The sequence below is a fragment of the Micromonospora zhanjiangensis genome (genome assembly GCF_042650605.1).
GTDB lineage: Bacteria > Actinomycetota > Actinomycetes > Mycobacteriales > Micromonosporaceae > Micromonospora_J > Micromonospora_J zhanjiangensis.
The window spans coordinates 444,230-459,828 of the sequence record NZ_JBHSBN010000002.1 but is presented as its reverse complement, the minus strand read 5'-3'; the positions used below and the strand labels follow the sequence as shown (position 1 = coordinate 459,828).

The following is a 15,599-nucleotide window of genomic DNA, read 5'->3' as shown; positions in this document are numbered from 1 at the left end:
GTCAGCGGGCGGACGCCTGGTGGATCAGCTCGACCACCCGGGTCAACACCTCCGGGTCGGTCTCCGGCAACACGCCGTGCCCGAGGTTGAACACGTGTCCCGGGGCGGCCAGTCCCTCGGCCAGCACCCGGCGTACCTCCTTCTCGACCGCCGGCCACGGCGCGAACAGCACGCACGGGTCCAGGTTGCCCTGCACCGCCTTGCCCGGCCCGATCCGGACGGTGGCCGCGTCCAGCGGGGTACGCCAGTCGACGCCGACCACGTCGGCGCCGGCCTCGCCGAGCACGCCGAGCAGTTCCGCGGTGCCCACCCCGAAGTGGATCCGCGGGATTCCGGCGTCGGCCAACCCCTCCAGGACGGCCAGCGAGTGCGGCAGGACGTACCGCCGGTAGTCGGCCTCGGAGAGCGTGCCGGCCCAGGAGTCGAAGAGCTGCACCGCGGACACGCCGGCCCGCGCCTGCACCCGGAGGAACTCGCCGGCGATGTCGGCCAGCCTGGCGCAGAGCGCGTGCCAGAGCTCCGGCTCGCCGTACATCAGCGCCTTGGTGCGGGCGTGCGTCCGGGACGGGCCGCCCTCGACCAGGTAGCTGGCCAGCGTGAACGGGGCACCGGCGAACCCGATCAGCGGGGTGTCGCCCAGCTCGACGACCAACGACCGGACCGCCTCGTCCACATAGGAGACATCGTCGACGGTGATCGGGCGCAGCCGTTCGACGTCGGCGGCGGACCTGATCGGCTCGGCGACCACCGGCCCGGTTCCCGGCACGATGTCCAGGTCGATGCCGGCCGCGGCGACCGGGACGACGATGTCGCTGAACAGGATCGCGGCGTCCACGCCGTGCCGGCGGACCGGTTGCAGGGTGATCTCGGTCACCAGGTCCGGGCGGCGGCAGGATTCCAGCATCGGCACACCGGCCCGGAGTTCCCGGTACTCCGGCAGCGACCGGCCGGCCTGGCGCATGAACCAGACCGGGGTGTGCGGCACCGGCTCACGCCGGCAGGCCCGGACGAACGGCGAATCGGCCGGCCCGCCGTCCGGTGCGGGGCTCGCGTCGCGGGCTGCGCCGCCCGTAGTCGTGGTGCTCATCGGCGCCATCGTGCCACGCGGCGCCGGTCCCCGGGCGGGCACCGTCGGGATTTGTGAACCGGCGGGTAGCCGGACGGCCCGCCCCGGCGCGCCGATCGGCCGCACGCCCGCCGATCGGCTTAGGCTGCCGACATGGTTCCGCCGATCGCGCCACCCGAGACCTTCGCCCGCGCGGTGGCCGGGTTGCGCGCGGCGACGCCCCGGGACGAGATCCAACTCGAGGAGGTCGGCGCCCCGCAGCGGCTCGCCCCGTACGCCTTCGCGCTGAGCGCGACCGTGTGGCGGGACGGTGACGACGTCGCCACCGGACGGCTGATCCTGCTGCACGACCCGGACGGGCACGAGGCATGGGAGGGAACACTGCGGCTGGTCACCTACGTGACCGCCGAGTTGGAGGCCGACCTGGCCGCCGATCCGCTGCTGCCCGGGGTCGGCTGGACCTGGCTGACCGACGCGCTGGAGGCCCAGGACGCGACCTACCGGGCGTTGGGCGGCACGGTGACCCAGACGATGTCCACCCGGTTCGGCGACCTGGCCGGACCACCGGCGGCCGGCGACATCGAGCTGCGCGCCTCGTGGACCCCGCTGGCCGACGAGCTGACGCCGCACCTGATGGCCTGGTGCGCGCTGCTGGCCTCGACGGCGGGCCTGCCCCCGCCCGGGGTCACCGCGCTGCCGCGGCACCGACCGGCCGGCGCCGCCTGACGCGGCACCGGCCGACGCCGGTCAGACGTACTTCTCGGCCTCGTCGCAGACCTTCTCCCCCTCCTTGGCGAGCTTGTCGAACTCGGCCTTCGACTTGGCGGTGAGCGCCTTGGTCAGCAGGTCGAGGCACTTGCCGATGACCTCCTTCTGGCGCTGCTGCTCGTCCCGGGCGTTCTGCGTGCCGGTCAGGTCCTGCTCGGTCGCCTTCAGCTTGTCGTTGGCCTGCTCCAGGTCCCGCTTGAGGCTGTCGATCTCCTTACCGTTGACTTCGATCTTGGCTGCCCGCTCGGAGGCCACCTTCTCGGCCCGCTCCAGGTCACCCGCCGTGCCGATGTAGAGCGTGGTCATCACGCCGCTGACCAGCAGGAGCAGGCCGGCGACCAGGGCCAGCACCAGCAGCTTCCGGCCGCCGCCCGGAGCCGGCGACGGTCCGCCGTACGGCAGGCCGGACATCGGCGGTCCGGACATCGACGGGCCGGACATCGGCGGGCCGGACATGGGTGCCGTCGGGTACTGGGCCGGGTACGGCGGGGCGGAGGCCGGTGCCGGCTGACCAATGGGCGGCCCGGCGGGTGGGTAGGACACGCTTCCTCCAGGTGGAACGGTGTTGACGGTCGTGTGGTGAGTGCCGGTCAGCAGATCTTGAAACCGTCGCAGGCGACGCCGATCGGTACGGCCAGGCCGATGCCCTCGGCGTCCCGGGCCTTGGCGGTGGCGATGCCGACCACCTGCTTCGCGCCGTTGATCACCGGGCCGCCGGAGTTGCCCGGGTTGATCGGGGCGTCGAACTGCACGGCCGGCCCGGATCCCTTCTCGGGTTTGCGCAGGGCGCTGACCACACCGGTGGTGACGGTGTCCTCGAGGCCGAGCGGAGCGCCCACCACGACGATCTGCTGACCGGCCTTGACGGCCGTGGGGGCGGCGGTGAGCCCGGTGAACCGGCCGGTGGCCCGCAGCTGCGCCACGTCGTTGTCCTTGTCGACCTTGACGATGGTGGCCGGAAACCGCTGGCCGGTGCGTTCCAGGTCGACCTGACGACCACCGGCCTGCCACACCGACTCGACCACGTGGAAGTTGGTGAACAGGTTGGTGCCGCCCCCGTCGGCCGGCTTGCCGATGGCGAAGGCCGTGCCGGTGAACTGGCCGGCCCGGACCCGGAACACGCTGGGCAGTACCGCCGCGGCGACCGCCTCGGGGTTGAACACGGTGCCGGCCTGCTTCTCCAGGGCGGTGGCCCGCTCGGTCAGCCCGTCGAGTCGTTCGCCGTCCCGCTGCTGGCCCTGCGCCACCTGCCGCTCGGCCCGGTCCAGCCGGTCGGACAACCGGTTGAGCTGGATCGTCTGCACCACGGCGACCAACAACAGGACGCCGACCAGCGCCAGCGCGGTCAGCACCGGCCAACCGGGCCGGCCGGTCCGGGCCGGCCCGGCCGGCGGGAAACCGGGTCCGACCGGACCCGCCTGCGGGAGACCGGAGCCGGTCGGAACCGGCGCGGGCTGTTCCGGCGAGGGCTGCGCCCCGGGCCGGGCGTGCTGCCCGGGCGGAGGCTGCTCCGGCCGAGGCTGCCCGCCGGGCCAGGACGGGACAGGCTGGGGCTGCGCGCCGGGCCACGACGGCACCGGCTGGGGCTGCGGCACCGGTTGGGGCTGCGCGTCGGCCCAGGAACGCGCCGGCTGAGGCTGCGGCCCGGACCAGGACGGCGCCGGCTGGGTTTGGGGCTGCGCCGGCTGGGCTTGGGGCTGCGCCGGCTGGGGCTCGGCCGGCGGCCAGGGTTGCGCCGGTCGCGGCTCGAAGCGGGGCGGCATCGGACCCGGCGGCGGGGCGGCCGGTTCGCTCCGCCCGGCGTCCGGCTCCTGACTGTGCCGTGGTCCGCCCGATGGTGCCGGCGGTGCCGGCTGCGCGACGCCGGTCGGCTCGTCCCAGGGCGCCCGGGGCGCCGGCGGACCGGACGGCTGGCCGGGATGCGGCGGGTAACCCGAAGACATGACGAACGCCCTCCCCGTGAGACGTACGACTCAGCGTCGCACCACCGGGCAACCGCCGGTCGCGGGTGCCGAGCCGCAGGGACGGTACCGGCTGGGCCGGACTTTCGTCGCCCCCGGGGTGGCTACGGGGACATTGACCCAGAAGCCCGCCATTGCGGCAACCAGGTAACGGAATGGACGCGTCGACCCCCGGCTGTGTGAGCTACGGCTGGTTGAACAACTAGGGTTGCCCAGGTGACCGACGAACCACCCCTGCGCCGTCGGGCCGCGCAACGCCGAGCAGGGGCCGAGCCATCCACCGCTGCGGCGCCCGCGCCGGAGCCCGAGAACGTGGGGCCCGACCCAACTGCCGGCGGGCCCGTTCCGCTCCTCGCCCCCCGCGACGGCACTCCCGAGCCCGTCGCCACCGCCGCCGGACTCGCCGAGGTCGTGGCGCGTTTCGCCGCGGGCACCGGACCCGTGGCCATCGATGCCGAACGGGCCTCCGGCTACCGCTACAGCCAGCGCGCCTACCTGGTGCAGCTACGCCGGGCCGGTGCCGGCACGGCGTTGATCGACCCGCTGCCGCTGCCCGACCTGAGCACCCTGAACGAGGCGATCGCCGACGCCGAGTGGGTCCTGCACGCGGCCAGTCAGGACCTGCCCTGCCTGGCCGAACTGGGCCTACGACCGCGCCGGCTGTTCGACACCGAACTGGCCGCCCGGCTGGCCGGTTTCGAACGGGTCGGCCTGGCCGCGCTGACCGAACAGCTACTCGGTTACACCCTGGAGAAGCATCACTCGGCCGCCGACTGGTCCAGCCGACCCCTGCCGGAGTCCTGGCTGACCTACGCGGCGTTGGACGTCGAGCTGCTCGACCAGCTGCGGGACTCGCTCGCCGCCGAGCTCGAACGGCAGGGCAAGCAGGAGTGGGCGGCCGAGGAGTTCGCCGCCCTTATCGCCTGGGGCACCCGGCCACCCCGGCAGCGACCCGATCCGTGGCGGCGTACCTCCGGGATCCACCGGGTCCGCGGCGCGCGGGCGCAGTCCCGGGTCCGGGCCCTGTGGTACGCGCGGGACGCGATCGCCGCCCGCCGCGACTCCGCCCCGGGCCGGGTGCTGCCGGACGCGGCTATCGTGGCCGCCGCCGAACTCGATCCGAAGGACGAGCGGACGCTGCTGACCCTGCCCGGCTTCGGCGGCCGGTCGGTGCGCCGGCTCGCGCGTACCTGGTTGGAGGCGCTGGACGCGGCCCGGCAGTTGCCGGACGACGCGTTGCCGGTGAGCCCGACCGTCGAGGGACCGCCGCCGCCGCACCGGTGGGCGGAACGCGACCCGGTGGCGGCGGCCCGGCTGGCCCGGTGCCGGGAGGTGGTGACCCGGCTCGCGGCGGCGCACACGCTGCCGCCGGAGAACCTGATCACCCCGGACTCGGTACGCCGGTTGGCCTGGACGCCGCCGGACGAGATCACGCCGGAGACGGTGGCCGAGACGCTGCGCGGTCTCGGCGCCCGCGACTGGCAGGTCGGTCTGATCGCGACCGAACTCGCCACCGCGCTGCCCGCCCCGGAGTGATCGGGCCGCCCGACCGCCGGTCAGTCGGTCAGCACGCTGTCGCGGCGGGCCGCCCAGCGCAGCGAGTCGCGGATGCCGTCGGCGACGGTCAGCTCCGGCTTCCAGTCCAACAGTTCCCGCGACCGGCCGGTACGGGTGTAGCTGCCGGCCTGGTCGCCGGGGCGGGCCGCGGTCTCGCGTACCCGCAGGGGCCGGTCGGCGACGGTGTTGAACGCGGCGACCAGCTCGCGCACGGTGGTGCCGTCGCCGGTGCCGATGTTGACCGCCAGGTGGGTCCGGTCGCCGTCCGGCGGCAGTATCCGGTCGAACCGGCGCAGGGCCTGTACGTGCGCCCGGGCCAGGTCCCAGACGTGCACGTAGTCGCGGATGCCGGAGCCGTCCCGGGTCGGCCAGTCCACGCCGGTGATCAGGAACTCCTCGCCGTCGACGTAGGCGTTGATCATCTTGCCCAGGGCGTGGCTGGGCCGGCGCAGTTGCAGGCCGGTGCGCAGCCGCGGGTCGGCGCCGATCGGGTTGAAGTAGCGCAGCGACAGCGCCCGCAGGCCGGTGGCCACGCTCGCGTCGGCGAGGATCTGCTCCAGCATCGCCTTGGTGTGCGCGTACGGGCTGGTCGGCTCGACCGGGGAGGTCTCGTCGACGGAGAAGTCCTCGCCCGGCCGGTAGATCGCGGCCGAGGAGCTGAACAGGTAGCGCCGGCAGCCGTTGCGGACCACGTGGTCGATGAAGTCGATCGACTTGGCCACGTTCTCCCGGTAGTACCGCAGCGGTTCGGCCACCGAGTCGGGCACCACGATCAGCGCGGCGGCGTGCACCACGGCGGCGATGTCCGGGTGCTCGGCGAAGATCCGGTCGAGCAGCGCGCCGTCGGCGATGTCGCCGCGGTAGAAGATCCGGTCCCGGGTGAACTCGACCCGTCCGGTGCACAGGTTGTCCAGCACCACCGGGACCAGCCCGTCGTCCAGGCAGGCCGACACCACGGTGCTCCCGATGAAGCCCGCGCCCCCCGCAACCAGTACCTTCACGCCCGCCTCCACGCCGTACGACTGTCGCCGCGCTCAACGTACCGGACCGGGGTGAACCGCCCGGCCCGCCAGGTGTGGGCCGGACCACACACCCGGCGCCGCCATCGGTAGTTACCGGCGAGTAGCATCCGAGGGACGGCCCAGCTGGCAAGGAGGCTCACAAGTGCCCCGTGAAGTACGCGATGTCGTCTTCGTCGACGGCGTCCGCACCCCGTTCGGCAAGGCGGGCGGCATGTACGCCAACACCCGCGCCGACGACCTGGTCATCCGCTGCATCCGTGAACTGCTGCGACGCAACCCGCAGCTGCCACCGGAGCGGGTGGACGAGGTCGCCGTCGCCGCCACCACCCAGATCGGTGACCAGGGCCTGACCATCGGCCGGACCGCGGCGCTGCTCGCCGGGCTGCCCAAGACCGTGCCCGGCTACTCGATCGACCGGATGTGCGCCGGCGCGATGACCGCCGTCACCTCGGTCGCCGGTGGCATCGCGATGGGCGCCTACGACGTGGCCATCGCGGGCGGGGTCGAGCACATGGGCCGGCACCCGATGGGCGAGGGCGTCGACCCGAACCCGCGGATCCTGGCCGAGAAGCTGGTCGACCCGTCGGCCCTGGTGATGGGCGCCACCGCGGAGAACCTGCACGACCGGGTGCCGCACATCAGCAAGCAGCGCACCGACGCGTTCGCGCTGGCCTCCCAGCAGAAGACCGCCAAGGCGTACGCCAACGGCAAGCTCCAGCCGGACCTGGTGCCGGTGGCCGTCCGCGACCCGGAGACCGGCTGGGGTCTGGCCACCGTGGACGAGGCGCCCCGGGACACCTCGCTGGAGAAGCTGGCCACCCTGAAGACCCCGTTCCGCCCGCACGGCAAGGTGACCGCGGGCAACGCGGCCGGCCTGAACGACGGTGCCACCGCCAGCCTGCTGGCCGCCGAGGACGTCGCCCGCGAGCTGGGCCTGCCGATCGGCATGCGGCTGGTCTCGTACGGCTTCGTCGGCGTCGAGCCGGAGGTGATGGGGATCGGCCCGATCCCGTCCACCGAGAAGGCGTTGAAGATCGCCGGTCTGACCATCGACGACATCGGCCTGTTCGAGCTGAACGAGGCGTTCGCGGTCCAGGTGCTCGCCTTCCTCGACCACTTCGGCATCGCCGACGACGACCCCCGGGTCAACCAGTGGGGCGGCGCGATCGCCATCGGCCACCCGCTCGCCTCCTCCGGCGTACGGCTGATGACCCAGCTGTCCCGCCAGTTCGCCGAGCACCCCGAGGTGCGCTACGGGATCACCGCGATGTGCATCGGCATCGGCATGGGCGGCACCGTCATCTGGGAGAACCCCAACTGGAGCGGCGCGACCACTCAGGAGGGCGACAAGTGAGCGTCACGAACCCCAACGAGGTGGTCACCAGGGCGCTGCTGCGCATGGTGGACGTACCCGGACTGGACCGGCCGGCGGCGCTGATCACGCTGGACAACGGCTTCGACCACAAGAAGCCGAACACCTTCGGCCCGGCGGGCCTGGCCAGCCTGGACGCCGCGATCACCGAGGCGCTCGCCGCCGACCCGGCGTTCGTCGCGGTGACCGGCAAGCCGTACATCTTCTGCGTCGGCGCGGACATCACCGGCCTGCCGCTGCTGCCGGACCGCGCGCAGGCGGTCGAGATCGGACGGCTCGGCCACCGGGTCTTCGCCCGGCTCAAGGACAGCGCGGTGCCGACCTTCGCGTTCGTCAACGGCGCGGCCATGGGTGGCGGCCTGGAACTGGCGCTGCACTGCCACTACCGGACGCTCTCCGGTGGCGCGGCGGCGCTGGCGCTGCCCGAGGTGTCGCTGGGCCTGGTACCCGGCTGGGGCGGCACCCAGCTGCTGCCGAACCTGATCGGCATCCCGGCGGCCACCCAGGTGATCATCCAGAACCCGCTGATGCAGAACAAGATGCTCAAGCCGAAGCAGGCCGCCGAGATGGGCATCGCGGACGTCCTGCTGGAGCCGGCGGACTTCCTGGAACGGTCGCTGGAATGGGCGGCCGGCGTGGTCCGCGGCCAGATCACCGTGACCCGTCCCGAGGTGGACAAGGACATGTGGGCCGGCGTGCTGTACTTCGCCCGGACCACCCTCGACCAGCGGCTGCACGGCGCGGTACCGGCGGCGTACAAGGCGTTGGACCTGCTGGAGACGGCCAAGGACGCGGACTTCGCCACCGGCACCGCGGCCGAGGACGAGGCCCTGGCCGACCTGGTGTTCAGCGAGGAGCTGCGCAGCGGCCTGTACGCCTTCGACCTGGTGCAGCGGCGGGCCAAGCGGCCGGCCGGCGCGCCGAACGCCGGCCTGGCCCGGGACGTCACCAAGGTGGGCATCGTCGGCGCCGGCCTGATGGCCAGCCAGCTCGCCCTGCTGTTCGCCCGCCGGTTGCAGGTCCCGGTCGTCATGACCGACCTGGACCAGGCGCGGGTCGACAAGGGCGTCGGTTACGTGCACACCGAGATCGAGAAGGCCGTCTCCAAGGGCCGGATGGACAAGGGCACGGCCGCCAAGCTGTACGGCCTGATCTCCGGCTCGACAACCGCAGACGCTTTCGCCACAGAGAATTCGGGCCAGCTCACTTCGTTCGCGGATGCCGACTTCGTCATCGAGGCGGTCTTCGAGGACCTGGACGTCAAGAAGCAGGTCTGGGCCGAGCTGGAGAAGATCGTCTCCCCGGAGGCGGTGCTGGCGACGAACACCTCGTCGCTGTCGGTCACCGCGATGGCGGCCGACCTGGAACACCCGGAACGGGTGGTCGGCTTCCACTTCTTCAACCCGGTCGCGGTGCTGCCGCTGCTGGAGATCGTCCGCGGCGAGCGCACCGACGACGCCACGCTGGCCACCGCCTTCGCGGTCGGCAAGCAGCTGCGCAAGTCCTGCGTACTGGTGAAGGACGCCCCGGCGTTCGTGGTCAACCGGTTGCTCACCCGGTTCCTCGGCGAGATCTTCGCCGCGGTGGACGCCGGCACCCCGCTGGAGGTGGCCGACAGCGCGCTCGACCCGCTGGGTCTGCCGATGCGTCCGCTCGCCCTGCTCCAGCTGGTCGGACCGGCGGTGGCGCACCACGTCGGCGGCACCCTGCACGCCGCCTTCCCGGACCGCTTCGCGGTCAGCGACAACCTGCGGCGGATCGCCGAGGCCGGCCAGCCGATCGTGGTGGACGACCAGGTCAACCCCGAGGTGGCCAAGCTGCTGGTGGTCGGTGACCGGCCGCTGACCGCCGAACAGGTACGCCAGAACGCGCTGGACGCACTGGCGCAGGAGATCCGGCTGATGCTGGACGAGGGCGTGGTGGCCGAGGCGCAGGACATCGACCTGTGCATGATCCTCGGCGCCGGTTGGCCGTTCCACCTGGGCGGGGTGACCCCGTACCTGGATCGCACCGGCACCGCCGAGCGGGTCACCGGCCGGCGTTTCCTGCCCCGCGGCGCGGCCAGCCTGCCCGGCTGACCACCGCCCCGGTTCTGATCGAGAAGGGCTCCCGGTACACCGATCGAGGTGTACCGGGAGCCCTTTGCGGTGTCGACCGGCGGGATCACGGGTGACGTACCGCCGCACTAGGATCGCCCGATCACCCCGATTTCTGGAGTCGTCATGTCCCAGCCGCCTTACTCCGGGCCGCCCTACGGCCAGCAACCCTCGGGACCGCCCCACCCGGGTCAGCCGTACGGCGGGCCCACCTCGGGCCAGCCCGGCTACGGCCAGGACCCGTACGGTCAGCAACCCGCGTACGGCGGTCAGCCTCCCTACGGCCAGGACCCGTACGCCCAGCCGCAGTACGGGCAGCAGCCCACCCCCGGCCAACCGGCGTACGGCCAACAGAACCCGTACGGCCAGCCGCAGTACGCCGGCCAGGCTCCCCCCGGTCAGCAGCCGTACGGTCAGCAGCCCGCCCCCGGCGCGGCGTATCCCGGCTACCCGGGCGCCCCGGTGCCGGCACCGCCGAAGAAGTCGGGCGCCGGCAAGGTCGTCCTGATCGTGCTCGCGGTGGTGCTGCTGCTCTGCGCCGGAGGCGGCACCACCGCCTACTTCGTCCTGCGCGACGACGCGGCGGCCGTGGACGCCGCGGCGAACACCCGGGTGGTGGAGCCGGAAAAGCTGGGCAGCCGACCCAAGGTGACCGAGGCGCGGCTGAAGGAGGCGGCCGACGCGATGGCGGCCGGCATCAAGAGCAGTGTGCCCAGCGCCAACAGCGCGGTGGGCGCCTTCTACGGCAACCCGGCGGACAAGGACCTGGTCATGATCGCAGCCGCGGCGGCCCCGGTGGCCGACGAGGCGAAGGAGATCGACAACGCCGTCACCGGCATGCGCAACGCCAAGCTGGTCATCGGCACCATGTCCACGGTCGACCCCGGGCCGCTGGGCGGCACGGCCAAGTGCGGTGACGCCAAGGTCGAGTTATCCATCAAGGTCGGCATCTGCATCTGGGCCGACAAGGGCAGCCTCGGCGTGGTGGCCATCTACTACCGGTCCGCCGACCAGACCCAGGCCGAGTTCAACCAGATCCGCGCCCAGGTCGAACAACGCTCCTGACCGGCTCCCACCCAGCCCTGTCGATCATGAAGTTGTTTGTCGCCCGTCACGATGCGGCGCGACAACAACTTCATGATCGACCAAGGGTGTCGGGCACCGGGTGGGTGGGGCGCGGGGCGCGGTCCAGTAATTGACGCAGGTCACCACCGGTGTGGGACATGAATCCTGCGGCGATGGCGGAGTAGGTGCCTACCAGCATCGGCACCTGGAACGGCTCGATGCCGGTGGCGGCCAGGCGGGAACGGACCCGGGCGAGTGTCTCCGGCTCGTAGGCGATGTGCGGCCCGTGGGCCCGGGCCAGGTCGGCGCCCCCGACGGCCTGTTCACCGACGAGTTCGTAGACCTGCCCCGCGTGAGCGCCGGCGTCCACCACCACCCGCGCCGCGGCGTCGGCCAGATCCGCGCGGGCCACCGCCGCCAGCCGACCCTCGCCGAGCGGAGCGGTGATCCGCCCGTCCTCGGACGGCGCCGCCAGCCGGGCCAACAACTCGGCGTAGAGACCGTTGCGCAGGATCGTCCAGTCCATGGCGCTGCGCCGCAGGCGTCTCTCGGTCCAGCGGTGCGGCAGCGCATAGGGAAGGTGATCGCCGTCGGCGGTCAGGCTCGTGTAGACGACATGCCTGACACCGGCCTGCTCGGCCGCGTCGAGGGCGGTCCCGTGCCGGGCTATGACGGTGTCGTCCTCGCCGTAGCCAGCCGAGATCATCAACAGCACGGCCACGCCCTGAAAGCCGGTGACCAACGTGTCGGGATCGTCGAAGTCGATCCGGCGGACAGGTAGTGGGGTCTCGAGTCGCGATGGTTCGCGCGTCCCGAGGACGGTGTCGTCACGGTCGGCCAGCCGCTCGGCGATCAGCGTGCCCAGGCCGCCCGCGGCCCCGGTAACCAGGATCATGAGGTCATCCGTTCCGGTAGGTTCTCTTCGGTAACCAGGACCATCGTGCGGGTTCGCGCCGGACGGGGTAAGGAGGCACTTCAATGTCAGTGGGGCACACGGCGGTAACCACCGAACCCGTCGTCAGGTGCGGCGACGCGACCGAGGACTGCGGGATCCGCGAGGTGCTGGACCGGATCGGGGACAAGTGGTCGGTCCTGGTGGTGGTCGAACTGGCCCGGGGCGTACGCCGTTTCCGGCAACTGCAGCGCGCCACGCCGGGTATCTCGCAGCGCATGTTGACGCTCACCGTGCGTCGGTTGGAGCGGGACGGGATCGTCACCCGGACCGTGCACCCGACGGTGCCGCCGCAGGTCGAGTACGAGCTCACGGCGGTGGGTCACAGCCTCACCCACCTGGTGAAGGCTCTCGCCGACTGGTCGGCCGAACACCGCGATGTCATCGCCCGGGCACGTCGGGAATGGGACGCGGAACATCCCGGCGCCGGCATCCGCTGACCGGACGGAGCGGCTTCCGGCCCGGTGCTCCCCTGCGATCCGCCGCTGCCGGCGGACCTCCGGCCGGTGCGCACGCCGCCGGGTGTCGACAGTGAACCGTCCGTGGACGGTGGACGTCGCCGGACCGTCACGCACGGTACGAGCACGGATACCGCCCGGTCGATGCCTGGTAACGTCGCCGGGTCCGCCTCACCGCCGTGCGGCGGACGACTGTCGGGCCGACCGGCCCGTGGGACCGAAAGGAACGACCGACCGCAAGGAGCGACCGGTGCACCTCCCTCAGCTTCGACGTGTCCGCTGGGCCGTCCGCCTCACCCTGGCTCTCGGGGTCGCCGCGTCGGTGGTCGCCAACATCCTGCACGCCCGGGAGAATCCGATCAGCCAGGCGATCGCGGCCTGGCCGCCGCTGGCCCTGCTGCTCACCGTCGAGCTGATCTCCCGGGTGCCGGTGCACCGCCGGTCGCTGGCCTTCACCCGGCTGGCCGCCACCGCGACCATCGCCGGCATCGCCGCCTGGGTCTCCTACTGGCACATGGTCGGCGTCGCGGCCCGGTACGGTGAGACCGGTGCCTCCCCCTACCTGCTCCCGCTGTCGGTCGACGGGCTGATCGTGGTGGCCAGCATCTGCCTGGTCGAGTTGGGCGGCCGGATCTCCACCGCCGAATCCGCCGCCCGCGAGGCCAGCGCCGCCCGCGACGCCAGAGCCGCCGGCGCTGCCACCGCGGCCGGCCTCCCCGCCGAGGTCACCACGGCGGCAGGCACCCCCACCGGCGCCGACGTCCCCGCCGGCGCCGACGTCCCCGCCGGCGCCGACGTCCCCACCGGCGCCGACGTCCCCACCGGCGCCGACGTCCCCACCGGCGCCGACGTCCCCACCGGCGCCGACGTCCCCGCCGGGCCCGGTGCCGCCACCGGTGCCGGCATCCCCGCGGAGGGTGGCACCGGCACCGAGTCCGACGACGACTCGGACCGGATGCCGCCACGGGCGACGGCCACCGACCGGAAATCCGCCGACGCCCGTGCGGGCAAGCCGGCCACCGCCGGCCGCAAACCCGCCGCCAGGCCCACCGGCGCCATCGGCCGCCGGCCGGTCGTCACCGGTGGCGGCAAGCCTTCCGGTGCCCGGCCACGCCGGCCGGTCGCCGAGACGGCGGCGCTGGCGGCGGCCATCGAGGCGGCTCGGCCACACGCCAGCGACGCGGAGGTGGCCGAGGAACTGGGCATCACCATCTCCCGGCTCCGCGCGGTCCGCCGCCAGGCCCAGCAGCCGCAGCTGACCACCTGACGACACCCGCCGGTTCGTCAGCCGGGGCTGGAAGGCGTACCGGCGTCCGTGGTCGCGGTGGACCGGTCCGGGCCGACGACGGCCACCGCGGCGGTGCCCGCGGCGACCGGGGTGGTCTGCGCGGCGGGCAGCGTGACGGTGACCTCCAGGCCGCCGCCCGGCTGGGCGAGTGCGCTGACCGTGCCGCCGTGCGCGTCGCAGACCGCCCGGACGATGGACAGCCCCAGCCCGGAACCGCGGGCCCCGGTCCGCTCCCGGCCGCCCCGGCGGAACGGCTCGAACAATCCCGGTACGTCGGCCTGGTCCACCTCGAAGCCGGTGTTGCCGACGGTGAGCCAGGCGTGGTCCGGGCCGGACCCGGTGCGTATCCAGAGCCGGCCGTGTCCGTGGTTGTAACGGACCGCGTTCTCCACCAGATTGCCGGCCAGTCGCTCCAGCAGTCCCGGGTCGCCCACCACCGGTGCCGGATCCAGCGCATCGTCGACGTTCAGGGTGAGCCGCTTCACCTCGCCGCCCATCGCGGACAACGCGGTGGTGGCGCAGTCGGCCAGGTCGACCGGGACCTTGCGGCTCAGCCGGCGGCCCGACTGCGCCTCGCTGCGGGCCAGCACCAGCAGGGCGTCCACCAGCCCGTTGGCCCGCTCGGAGGCGTCCCGCACCACGATGGCCATCCGTCGGTACTCGGTCACGTCCGCCTCGTCGTCGGCCATCGTCACGTCGATCTCGGTGCGCATCACGGCCAGCGGGGTACGCAACTCGTGCGACGCGTTCGCGACGAACCGCTTCTGCGCCTCGAAGGCCTCGCCCAACCGGTCCAGCATGGCGTCGAACGTGCCGGCCAGCTCGGCGACCTCGTCGTCCGCGCCGGCGTAGCGGATCCGCTGGTCGAGGGTGGCCTCGCCGAGCCGCCGGGCGGTCGCCGTCACCTGGTGCAGCGGGCGCAGCGCCCGGCCGGCCACCGCGTACGCCCCGGCCACCCCGACCACGCTGATCGCCAGCAGCGCCACCATGCCCTTGGCCAGCAGTTCCCGGGAGGCCGCGTCGACCACCTGGCGCTGCCACTGGTGGGCGTCCAGGGTCCGGCCGTCCTGCAACTCCACAGTGGTGCCGACCCGCAACTGGTCGGCCGGTCGCAGCGCGTCGTCGACCAGCAGCCAGGCCAGCATGATCAGGATCGCGCCGGCGCCGACCAGCAGCACCCCGTTGAGCAGGGTGAGGCGCAACCGCAGGGTCGGTCGTACCCGGGGTCGCCGGTTGCTCAGGTAGACGGTCACGCCGACACCTCACCGGCCAGGTACGGGTCCGGGATGCGGTAGCCGGCGCCCACCACGGTCTCGATCAGCGGCGGATCGCCCAGCTTCCGCCGCAGGGTCACCAGGGTCACCCGGACGATGGTCGTGAACGGGTCGGTGTTGGCGTCCCAGACCCGTTCCAGCAGTTCCTCACTGGACACCACCGCGCCGCGGGCCTTGAGCAGCTCCTCCAGCACGCCGAACTCCTTGCGGGTCAGGTCCAGCGGCACGGCCGCCCGGGTGGCGACGCGCTTGGCCGGGTCCACCACCAGGTCGGCCACGGCCAGCACCGGCGGCGCGGCCGGGGTGGCCCGCCGGCCGAGGGCCTGCACCCGGGCCACCAGCTCGTCGAAGGCGAACGGCTTGGGCAGGTAGTCGTCGGCGCCGAGCTGCAGCCCCTCCACCCGGTCGGCGACCGTGACACTCGCCGTCAGCATCAGCACCCGGGTCAGGGTTCCGGAGGAGACCAGGTCGGCGCAGATCTGGTCACCGTGCACGCCGGGCAGGTCCCGGTCCAGCACCACCACGTCGTACCGGGTCACGAAGGCCATCTCGTGGCCGGTGGACCCGTCGTAGGCGACGTCCACCGCCATCCCCCGCCGGCGCAGGCCGCGCGCGATCGCGTCGGCCAGGTTGCGTTCGTCCTCGACCACCAGTACCCGCACCGCGGCCTCCCTGCGTCCGTGCCGGCCGGCCAACCGTCCGTGCCTGACGAACAACCTA

13 protein-coding genes and 1 pseudogene are annotated in these 15,599 nt (G+C 73.1%); 7 read left to right on the top strand and 7 right to left on the bottom strand.

Annotated features, from left to right (window positions below):
* Position 1: 1 nt before the first annotated feature.
* Positions 2–1,087, bottom strand: a complete 1,086-nt coding sequence (gene hemE, locus ACFOX0_RS05205) for a uroporphyrinogen decarboxylase (protein ID WP_377542367.1) — start codon at positions 1,085–1,087, stop codon at positions 2–4.
* A 132-nt stretch (positions 1,088–1,219) separates the two neighbouring features.
* Here hemE and ACFOX0_RS05200 point away from each other — a divergent pair, with 132 nt between their 5' ends.
* Positions 1,220–1,792: a DUF3000 domain-containing protein gene (locus tag ACFOX0_RS05200; RefSeq protein WP_377542365.1), complete on the top strand. Its 573-nt coding sequence runs from the start codon at positions 1,220–1,222 to the stop codon at positions 1,790–1,792.
* A gap of 21 nt (positions 1,793–1,813) precedes the next feature.
* Here ACFOX0_RS05200 and ACFOX0_RS05195 read toward each other — a convergent pair whose 3' ends face one another.
* Positions 1,814–2,377, bottom strand: a complete 564-nt coding sequence (locus ACFOX0_RS05195) for a hypothetical protein (protein WP_377542364.1) — start codon at positions 2,375–2,377, stop codon at positions 1,814–1,816.
* A gap of 47 nt (positions 2,378–2,424) precedes the next feature.
* On the bottom strand, positions 2,425–3,186 hold the full coding sequence (locus ACFOX0_RS05190) for a S1C family serine protease (RefSeq protein WP_377542363.1): 762 nt from the start codon (positions 3,184–3,186) through the stop codon (positions 2,425–2,427).
* Between the two features lie 825 nt (positions 3,187–4,011).
* Here ACFOX0_RS05190 and ACFOX0_RS05185 point away from each other — a divergent pair.
* Positions 4,012–5,331 (top strand): ribonuclease D, encoded by a 1,320-nt coding sequence (locus tag ACFOX0_RS05185; protein WP_377542361.1) that lies wholly within the window; start codon positions 4,012–4,014, stop codon positions 5,329–5,331.
* Positions 5,332–5,351: 20 nt separating this feature from the next.
* Here ACFOX0_RS05185 and galE read toward each other — a convergent pair whose 3' ends face one another.
* Entirely contained in the window at positions 5,352–6,353 is a 1,002-nt protein-coding gene (gene galE, locus ACFOX0_RS05180; protein ID WP_377542359.1) for a UDP-glucose 4-epimerase GalE, read from the bottom strand.
* Positions 6,354–6,516: 163 nt separating this feature from the next.
* Between galE and ACFOX0_RS05175 the strand changes: the two genes are divergently transcribed.
* The 3 genes from ACFOX0_RS05175 to ACFOX0_RS05165 all read left to right on the top strand — a co-directional run bounded on the left by ACFOX0_RS05175 (position 6,517) and on the right by ACFOX0_RS05165 (position 10,907).
* Positions 6,517–7,728, top strand: coding sequence for a thiolase family protein (locus ACFOX0_RS05175; protein ID WP_377542358.1), 1,212 nt, complete (start codon positions 6,517–6,519; stop codon positions 7,726–7,728).
* Entirely contained in the window at positions 7,725–9,824 is a 2,100-nt protein-coding gene (locus ACFOX0_RS05170) for a 3-hydroxyacyl-CoA dehydrogenase NAD-binding domain-containing protein (protein ID WP_377542356.1), read from the top strand. Before ACFOX0_RS05175 ends, ACFOX0_RS05170 begins: the two co-directional genes overlap by 4 nt.
* A gap of 144 nt (positions 9,825–9,968) precedes the next feature.
* Positions 9,969–10,907: a hypothetical protein gene (locus ACFOX0_RS05165; protein WP_377542355.1), complete on the top strand. Its 939-nt coding sequence runs from the start codon at positions 9,969–9,971 to the stop codon at positions 10,905–10,907.
* A gap of 70 nt (positions 10,908–10,977) precedes the next feature.
* Here ACFOX0_RS05165 and ACFOX0_RS05160 read toward each other — a convergent pair whose 3' ends face one another.
* Complete coding sequence (locus ACFOX0_RS05160) at positions 10,978–11,802, bottom strand: NAD(P)H-binding protein (RefSeq protein ID WP_377542354.1); 825 nt, start codon at positions 11,800–11,802, stop codon at positions 10,978–10,980.
* Between the two features lie 83 nt (positions 11,803–11,885).
* Here ACFOX0_RS05160 and ACFOX0_RS05155 point away from each other — a divergent pair, with 83 nt between their 5' ends.
* Entirely contained in the window at positions 11,886–12,299 is a 414-nt protein-coding gene (locus tag ACFOX0_RS05155) for a winged helix-turn-helix transcriptional regulator (RefSeq protein WP_377542353.1), read from the top strand.
* A gap of 268 nt (positions 12,300–12,567) precedes the next feature.
* The gene (locus tag ACFOX0_RS05150) at positions 12,568–13,584 is read left to right on the top strand and encodes a DUF2637 domain-containing protein (protein WP_377542352.1); all 1,017 of its coding nucleotides are present in this window, start codon (positions 12,568–12,570) and stop codon (positions 13,582–13,584) included.
* Positions 13,585–13,703: 119 nt separating this feature from the next.
* Here the strand turns inward: ACFOX0_RS05150 and ACFOX0_RS05145 are convergent.
* Positions 13,704–14,858 (bottom strand): annotated as a pseudogene (locus ACFOX0_RS05145) (sensor histidine kinase); the annotation flags it as partial.
* Positions 14,855–15,541, bottom strand: a complete 687-nt coding sequence (locus ACFOX0_RS05140) for a response regulator transcription factor (RefSeq protein WP_377542351.1) — start codon at positions 15,539–15,541, stop codon at positions 14,855–14,857. The pseudogene ACFOX0_RS05145 and the gene ACFOX0_RS05140, both read right to left, overlap by 4 nt.
* Between the last annotated feature and the right edge of the window lie 58 nt (positions 15,542–15,599).

Coding starts and splice junctions, on each gene's coding strand:
- hemE (WP_377542367.1), bottom strand. CDS start 1,087: ATGAGCACCACGACTACGGGCGGCGCAGCCCGCGACGCGAGCCCCGCA.
- ACFOX0_RS05200 (WP_377542365.1), top strand. CDS start 1,220: ATGGTTCCGCCGATCGCGCCACCCGAGACCTTCGCCCGCGCGGTGGCC.
- ACFOX0_RS05165 (WP_377542355.1), top strand. CDS start 9,969: ATGTCCCAGCCGCCTTACTCCGGGCCGCCCTACGGCCAGCAACCCTCG.
- ACFOX0_RS05160 (WP_377542354.1), bottom strand. CDS start 11,802: ATGATCCTGGTTACCGGGGCCGCGGGCGGCCTGGGCACGCTGATCGCC.
- ACFOX0_RS05155 (WP_377542353.1), top strand. CDS start 11,886: ATGTCAGTGGGGCACACGGCGGTAACCACCGAACCCGTCGTCAGGTGC.